This is a genomic window from Schinkia azotoformans, from assembly GCF_035811335.1.
GTDB classification, from domain to species: Bacteria; Bacillota; Bacilli; order Bacillales; family Bacillaceae_J; genus Schinkia; species Schinkia azotoformans.
In genome coordinates this window covers 73,968-80,042 of record NZ_JARSMD010000046.1, presented here as the reverse complement: position 1 = coordinate 80,042, position 6,075 = coordinate 73,968, and the positions used below count along the sequence as shown (strand labels likewise).

6 protein-coding genes are annotated in these 6,075 nt (G+C 38.9%); 4 read left to right on the top strand and 2 right to left on the bottom strand.

The genetic code is table 11. The annotated features are described in order from the left end of the window. Window positions 1–99: 99 nt before the first annotated feature. Complete coding sequence (locus P9E47_RS21210; protein WP_326164804.1) at window positions 100–639, top strand: hydrolase; 540 nt, start codon at window positions 100–102, stop codon at window positions 637–639. Window positions 640–966: 327 nt separating this feature from the next. On the opposite strand, the gene P9E47_RS21205 is transcribed toward P9E47_RS21210, so the two are convergent. Beyond that, window positions 967–1,851 carry a LysR family transcriptional regulator gene (locus tag P9E47_RS21205; protein ID WP_326164801.1) on the bottom strand — a complete coding sequence of 295 codons (885 nt, stop codon included), beginning with the start codon at window positions 1,849–1,851 and terminating at the stop codon, window positions 967–969. A gap of 131 nt (window positions 1,852–1,982) precedes the next feature. Between P9E47_RS21205 and P9E47_RS21200 the strand changes: the two genes are divergently transcribed. The 3 genes from P9E47_RS21200 to P9E47_RS21190 all read left to right on the top strand — a co-directional run bounded on the left by P9E47_RS21200 (window position 1,983) and on the right by P9E47_RS21190 (window position 5,558). Continuing rightward, window positions 1,983–2,864 carry a DMT family transporter gene (locus P9E47_RS21200; RefSeq protein WP_326164798.1) on the top strand — a complete coding sequence of 294 codons (882 nt, stop codon included), beginning with the start codon at window positions 1,983–1,985 and terminating at the stop codon, window positions 2,862–2,864. A gap of 127 nt (window positions 2,865–2,991) precedes the next feature. Next, entirely contained in the window at window positions 2,992–3,987 is a 996-nt protein-coding gene (locus P9E47_RS21195) for a peptidoglycan recognition protein family protein (RefSeq protein ID WP_407697213.1), read from the top strand. A gap of 176 nt (window positions 3,988–4,163) precedes the next feature. Then, window positions 4,164–5,558, top strand: a complete 1,395-nt coding sequence (locus tag P9E47_RS21190) for an amino acid permease (RefSeq protein WP_326164794.1) — start codon at window positions 4,164–4,166, stop codon at window positions 5,556–5,558. 47 nt (window positions 5,559–5,605) lie between these two features. Here the strand turns inward: P9E47_RS21190 and P9E47_RS21185 are convergent, their stop codons facing one another. Then, window positions 5,606–6,025, bottom strand: coding sequence for a YndM family protein (locus P9E47_RS21185; protein ID WP_003330095.1), 420 nt, complete (start codon window positions 6,023–6,025; stop codon window positions 5,606–5,608). Window positions 6,026–6,075 lie beyond the last annotated feature (50 nt).

Sequence of the window (6,075 nt, the reverse complement as noted above, 5' to 3'; positions counted from 1 at the left end):
AAAGCTAGTGTTCCCGACCCTATGTCCCACAGAGAGATGGAGTGTAAATTTATGGTAAAATACAAGTTGTACAGTTGTAGATAAAGGGGGAGGAACAACATGTTAAATAAAGAAAATACGGTTTTTGTGCTAGTAGATGTGCAAGGGAAGTTATCGAAAATTGTGCAGGATAGTGAAAAGATGATCGCCAATCTAAAGAACTTAATTCAAGGGCTACGTTTACTTGATGTTGCGATTGTTTGGCTTGAGCAGTATCCTGAAGGTTTGGGTCCAACGAATCAGGAATTAACGGCCCATTTAGCTGGGATGGAACCTATCAGAAAAATCACATTCAGCGCCTGCAAAAATCCCGACTTTATGGAGGCCATCGAAAAGACCGGACGTAAACAAATACTGATCGCGGGCATTGAAACACATATTTGCGTGTATCAAACAGCTACTGGGTTAAAGGATTTAGGTTATGAGGTGGAGGTTGTTGCTGATGCAGTATCTTCGCGCGCCTCGTTAAATAAAGAGATCGGGCTTGAAAAAATGAAGTCTGCGGGAATTCAGTGGACTAGTGTGGAAATGGCATTGTATGAGCTAATGGAAACAGCAGAAGGGGAGCAGTTTAAGCGAATTTTGAAGTTGCTGAAATAGCAAATACACTTGATTTTATCAAGAACCAATGCATCATTTTACTGGTTTGATTATGGATAATAGGTGATTATCCATAATCAAACCGTCACTTATCTTCGTTTATGGATATCAAGGATTTATCCTCACCAAACCGTAGTCAACACACATTTGATAATAGATAATGCGGATTTATCCTCACCAAACCAGAGTCAACACACATTTGATAATAGATAACGCGGATTTATCCTCACCAAACAGGGGTCTGCGCCTATTTGGTTATAGATAATGCTGGATTATCCTTACCAAACCGAGTTCTGCTCCCATTTGATAGCAGATAACAGTCATTTATTAACCGTTATACACTTTCAACTCTGGGTACTTTTGCACATAATCCAGAAACCGCTTGGTCGCAGGCGACACGTGTTTCATCGAGTTCACGGCTATACCAAGTGAGCGGTATTTTGGCTCCTTGAGCCCGATCAACCTAATTTTTCGCTGTTGTCCCCGCAGAACTAGTTCGGGAAGTATACTGATGCCGAGCCCTTTTTCAACCATTGCCATGATTGCATAATCATCTGCCACCGTATATTTTATCTTAGGTTTAAAGGGAGTGCCTTCAATCACCCTGTTGATATCATCATCTCCACCTTTTCTTTGCATAATAAAAGGTTCTTCCATTATATCAGCCAAACTAAGAATAGACTTAGTGCTTAATGGATGATCAATAGGCAATAAAACCAGCATTTGGTCTTTTGCCAACGGTAGCACATCAAACGTATCCCTCGTTGGAAGTGAAAGGAAGCCGCAATCAATCTTTCCGTCTGCAATCCAATCCTCAATTTCTCGATAATCACCTTCGATAAAGTTAACTGAAATATTCGGATAATCATGCTGAAAATCCTTGATGATTCCGGGTAACCAGTTAACGGAAACACTTGTAAAGGTTCCGATATGAATGGTCCCTAATTCAATCCCATGAATCGCGGCAACCTGCTGTTCTAGATGTTCATGCCATTTTAAAATTTCCGATACTGTTTTTAAAATCATTTCTCCGTTTTCCGTTAATTTTACGCCGGACCGATTTCGTGAGAGTAATAAAAACCCGACATCATCCTCAAGACTATTAATCAGATGGCTCACCCCTGATTGGGTGAATCCCAGTGCTTCCGCTGCTTTCGTTAGACTTCCAAGCTCGACCACCTTTTTAAAAACCTTGTACTTATTAATGCTCAAACCAAGGTCACCCCCGTTTCATGATAATACATTAGTTTTACTCATGTTAACTATAAGAAACATTTGTTTTACTTGTTTTATAGCTCTTAGTATAATGGTTTTGTTCTATAAAATGGAGGGGGAAATTGAAAGTGACACAGCTAAGGGCAGATGTATTGCTATTATTGGCAACGGTAGGTTGGGGGGCGTCCTATCTTTTAATGAAAATGGGTCTTGATGCAGTAGGAGAGTTTACCTTAATTGCGTTAAGGTTCGGCATCGCATTTCTAATCGCTGCGGCTGTTTTTTCAAAAAGATTGCGACACACTAATTTTAAAACAATCAAATATGCGCTACTTTTGGGTTTTCTTTTATTTCTTGTATTTGTCACGGTCACATACGGCTTGAACACAACGACAACAACGAACGCAGGATTTTTAGTTAGCCTAACGGTCATATTTGTCCCGTTGTTTTCCATTTTTATATTCAAAAAGAAACTCGAGCTGAGATTACTACTTAGCATTTTGATTGCTCTAACCGGAATTGCACTTCTGACCATCCACCCTCCGTTTAAAATTATGACCGGAGATTTATTATGTATCGGGACCGCTTTGTTTTATGCCCTACATATCACTGTGGCAGGCGTTGCGGCAAAGGAAGTTGATACGCTAAATGTCGGCATTCTACAATTAGGGTTTGCTAGCCTATATGGTTTAGTATTTTCCTTTATTTTTGAAACACCTACATTCCCGTCGACACTTAAGGGTTGGTTTGCTGTTCTTACCCTTGCCATCGTTTGTAGTGGATTTGGGTTTATCATCCAAATTGTTGCCCAGAAGTACACATCACCAACACGGACCGGATTAATTTTCTCGTTAGAGCCAGTTTTTGCAGCTATATTTGGGTACGTTTTTGCCCATGAAATCATGTCTATTAATGGATATATTGGTGCATTTTTAGTTTTTCTCAGCGTGATCATCTCAAGTGTTAAATCGACTAAAAACCAAGTAGTGGCGGAAGAGAGGGTTATTTAATAATTGGGCCAGAGTTCCCGACCCCATGTCCCATCCCACCCGCCAATTGAGCCGGAGAACCCGACCCTAAGTCCCACATAATTTCTTTACTGATATTCCAAACTAAGCAGAAATACAAAGAAGGGATATCAAAATGAAAAAAATCTTTGTGGTTGGGTTGATATTGTTAAGTTACATCTTCATATATACGGATCATGCAAATGCTGCCGGCAATAATCCCGGGAATCTTTATTATGTAAAATCTGGTGATTCATTAGAAGAAATCGCAGTCAAATTTGATACAACGGTTGGAGATATAAAAGCGACTAATGGTTTGCAAACAAATTTATTATTTATAGGCCAAAAACTAAAAGTTCCTGCCAACTACGAAGTTGTGGCAGGGGATTCATTGCAGAAAATTGCAATAGCATTTAATACTACAGTTGAAACGATAAAAATAACCAATGGGCTTTCATCAGATGCATTAACTGTTGGGCAAAAAATGAAGATCTCGCCAAAAAGAATGTCTATAGAGGGGCAGCACATTTTGATGACGCGGGAGGAATTCAAGGAATGGCTGCTAAATCATAAGTTCAGCAGAAAAGTTAATCTAATCCAGCAACATCATACATGGTCCCCATCCTACAAGCACTTTAAAGGTGGCAACCATTTTTCGTTGTTAAAAGGGATGGAAAATTATCATAGACAAACGATGAAATGGAACAATATTGCGCAAAACATCACGACCTTTCCTGATGGAAAAATAGCGGTTTCCAGACCATTCAACGTTGCTCCTGAAGGGACTATAGGGTGGGGGGCGAACCATGCTGGGATCATGATTGAACACGTTGGGAACTTTGACCAAGGTTTTGATGTGATGACAAAGGAGCAAAAGGAAACCATCGTGTACATTACAGCCCTGCTGTGCATTAAGTTTGGGTTAACTCCATCGGTTGATACAATTACTTACCATCGTTGGTGGGATTTGCGAACAGGGAATAGGGTACTGGATAACAGTCAAGGGGCTGCTGTTAAAACATGTCCGGGGACTGCCTTTTTTGGTGGAAATACAACAAAGAGTGCAACCCAATATTTTTATCCGTTAGTGTCAAATAAAATGAATGAAATATGGAAACAGCAATAATACGAAAAAAGGGGTAGCCAATGGAATTAATCGCGTATTGGACTGCCTCTTTTTTCAATCTAATATTATAATGGTAAATTTTATGAATATGGTGAATTTTCTTTTATATAGAAAAATGAAACTTTTTTGGTTATTCTAGAATAATAAATGTATAAATTTGAAAGGTGGATAGATGTGTGAAAAAACAACATGAAAAAGAAAAACTACAACGGGGGTTAGATAATAGACACATCCAGCTCATAGCACTTGGCGGTGCAATAGGTGTGGGGCTTTTCTATGGCTCAAGTTCTACAATTCAAACGGCAGGTCCATCAATTTTAATTTCCTATTTAGTCGGAGGCCTTGTCATATTTACAATTATGAGAGCGTTGGGCGAAATGGCTGTTGATGAGCCAGTTTCCGGTTCTTTTAGTTCCTATGCAAACCGTTATTTAGGACCATTTGCGGGTTACCTAACTGGTTGGACATATTGGTTCATGTGGGTCGTTGTTGGAATGGCGGAATTAACCGTTGTCGGTGTTTACGTCAATTACTGGTTCCCGGATATTCCACAATGGGTCAGTGCTTTAGTGGCACTTGTCTTAATTTCTATGATAAACATTGCGAATGTAAAAGCCTTTGGCGAGTTTGAATTTTGGTTTGCGTTGATAAAAGTCGTTGCTATTATCGGTATGATCCTTGTAGGCTTAGGAATTATTCTTTTTGGTATCGGCAATGGTGGTAACCCAATAGGCTTTGACAATCTTTGGGTACATGGTGGCTTTGTTCCTAATGGAGTGTCAGGGATCTTAATGTCTTTAGTGTTAGTTATGTTTTCATTTGGTGGAGTTGAACTTGTTGGGATTACCGCCGGAGAGGCTAAAAACCCGCAGAAATCAATTCCATCAGCCATCAACAATGTTGTCTGGAGAATTCTAATTTTTTATATTGCGGCATTAGGCATTATGATGGTTTTATATCCTTGGAACGAAATAGGGACGAATGGAAGTCCGTTTGTGTTAATTTTTGATAAAATTGGAATCCCCGGGGCAGCCTATATTATTAATTTTGTCGTGTTAACAGCGGCGTTGTCTGCCTTTAATAGTGGTTTATTTAGTACAGGGAGAATGCTTTATAATTTATCTTTACAAAACAATGGACCAAAATACTTCGGAAAGCTCAATAGGTATGGTACTCCAAGACGAGGAATCCTATTTTCTTCCTCAATCCTGTTATTAGCTGTATTTTTAAATTATATTGTTCCTGAAAAAGTATTTATTTATATTTCATCTGTAGCAACTGTTGCTGTAATAACAAGCTGGACGATTATTTTGATTACGCAATTAAAGTTCAGACAGTCAAAAACAAAGGATGAAGTTAATAAATTAGCATTTAAAATGCCACTCCATCCAATATCAACCTATTCGGCACTAGCATTTTTGGCACTTGTAATTGTTTTGATGGCCTTTATTGAAGGAATGCGAATAGCCTTGGTTGTCGCACCAATTTGGTTTTTGATTCTTTATGTAGGATATAGAATGAAGAAGAAAAATTCGGTTGAAAGTTCTAGTGAAAACGAAAACGTTGGATAGAAAAGGAAAAAGGCGGAAGTCCATATTTTGGGACTCCGCCTTTGTTATTACTTCTCTTTAAGAGGTTCGTTTTCCTCGCCCATTTCCATTGCATAAGCAAGCTTTCCAGGAGCGCCGCCTCTGTTTTTGTTTTCTTCCAGTATGGACTTAAGAAGGATACGATGTACGAAATACTCCCCGGCTGTAATAATGACCGCTGAAATGATACTGCCCCAAGCGATCTGCAAATAGCTGTTCAAAAGTACACTTCCAAATGCCCAAACAATCGAATAAGAAAGGAGAAAATCAGCAATAATAGCATTCATATTTCCAATCCGCGGCAGTAAAATTCGATCTCCTAAAGAATAGGAAACTACAGTTGTCAGCAGACTAAACGATATAATATCCGTCCATGTCGCATCAAAAAATAGATCAAGGGCCACTGCATAGGCCACTATACAAGTCACAAATTTAATAAGAAAAACCATAACAATTTTATACCTCCTTTTGCCTTTATTTTTTCCTTAATAAAAAAAAT

Bases quoted from the DNA above. Each gene is read 5' to 3' on its own strand.
- P9E47_RS21210 (WP_326164804.1), top strand. From the start codon at position 100: ATGTTAAATAAAGAAAATACGGTTTTTGTGCTAGTAGATGTGCAAGGG.
- P9E47_RS21185 (WP_003330095.1), bottom strand. From the start codon at position 6,025: ATGGTTTTTCTTATTAAATTTGTGACTTGTATAGTGGCCTATGCAGTG.